Raw genomic sequence first — 1,678 nt, 5'->3', positions numbered from 1 at the left:
CTAGCGCACCCGGCTTCGCGGGTACGCGAAGCCACCCGCCGGGCGGGTTGCGGGGCCGCTTGGGAGCGGCCCGGCGCTGGCCCCGCAGGATGGGGCGCCCAGTTTGGAGCTTCTTTCAGCCCTGCGCCTGCAGCCGGTGCAGGAAGGCGATCAGGCCGCGCATGTAGGTCAGCTGATCGTCGTACATCGCCATGTGGCTGCCTTCGGGGCAATGCAGGTACTCGCCCCGAGGAAGCTGCTGCGCCATGGCCTCGACATGCGCCGGGTCCATGGTGTCGTACGCGCTGCCGATGGTCAGGGTGGGCACCTGGATGCGCTGGAGGTCATCAAAGCGGTCCCATTCAACCAGCTTGCCGCTGGCGCCCAGCTCGCTGGGGCCTTGCATGGGGATGTAGACCGACTGGTTGATGTGCGCAAACGCGCGGTTGACCGGATCGGGCCATGCCTCGGCCGGGCGGCGCAGGATGTGGAACACATAGTGATGCGCCATCAGCAGACCCATGTAGCGCGGGTTCGCATAGTCCTGCGCCGCCTCCAGCGCCTGGATCTCGGCCAGCACAGCCGGGTCGATCTGCGGCATCAGCACCTTGCGGGCATAGTCGTTGTAGGCCGGGAAGCTGGCCATCATGTTGGAGATCACCAGGCCCTTCAGGTGCTGCTGATGGGCCAGCGCGTATTCGATGGCCAGCACACCACCCCAGGAATGGCCCAGCAGCACGAAGTTGCTGGCGTCCAGGCCCAGGGCCTGGCGCACCTGTTCGACTTCATCGACAAAACGGGCGGTGTCCCACAGCGCGGGGTCGGTGGGCTGGTCGCTGCGGTGTGAACCCAGCTGGTCGTAGTAGTAATACTCGATGCCGGCCTCCGGCAGGAAGCTGTCGAAGGCCTCGAAATACTCGTGGGTGGCACCCGGGCCGCCGTGTAAGAGCAGCAGCTTGAGTTGCGGGTTGTGGCCCACCCGCTTGGTCCAGACCTTGAAGGTCCCGCTGGGCGTGGTCACGGGGATCAGACGAGCGCCGCCGGACCAGGCGTCTTCGCGATCAGACACATGCAGGTAGCTGGCCAGATCGGCAGCGGCGGCGTTCGACGACATCACGGGCTCCAGGTTGGACCGCCCCGGAAACCGGGCGGCAGGCAACCATGGTAGACGCCCGACCCATCACGCCCAAGCAGGCTGCGACAAAGTCGGTCCATCTGCGTGTGCCCCCTGACCAGGATGGTCACCTCGCAGACCCGGCCAAGAAGGTTACATGTTGGCGAGTCAGCACTTGCGCCGAATGCAGTTTCCCAGGAGAACCATTGCATGGGACGTTCCGCATGGATGTTACGGCGCGCTAAACCACGATCCCAACCGGTTCCACTGGCGTTTTTCTTGCAGTTCAAGGCCCCATCGAGGCAGCGACGCGCCGCAGGCCCTTTTCGACGAGGGCATGTGACGCATCGCGTCCATTCCACAAGACCAAGTCAGAGCGAACGCCATGCGCAGTCCCGGTTCCCCCTTGCCCACGCCGACCCCCTGCCCCACCCCTCAACCGCCGTCACCATCTCCGCTGCGCTCCTCGCTCACGCTGGGCCTGATGTTCAGCGCTGCACTGGGGCTTGCTGCCTGCGGTGGTGGGAGTGGGGGTGGAACGGACACCGTCGGCAGTCCGCCCACCGCCAACGAGCCGGCGCCGCC

Annotated in this window: 1 protein-coding gene; it reads right to left on the bottom strand. The window is 66.0% G+C overall.

Annotation, left to right across the window (positions count from 1 at the left end):
* Nucleotides 1-115: 115 nt before the first annotated feature.
* A complete protein-coding gene (locus FKP22_RS29510; RefSeq protein WP_141291762.1) occupies nucleotides 116-1,093 on the bottom strand; it encodes a proline iminopeptidase-family hydrolase in 978 nt (325 codons plus the stop codon).
* Nucleotides 1,094-1,678: the final 585 nt, after the last annotated feature.

It is taken from the genome of Ideonella azotifigens, from assembly GCF_006519715.1.
GTDB lineage: Bacteria > Pseudomonadota > Gammaproteobacteria > Burkholderiales > Burkholderiaceae_C > Ideonella > Ideonella azotifigens.
Note: the sequence above shows the minus strand (reverse complement) of the source record. Positions and strands in the feature narration are given on the sequence as shown.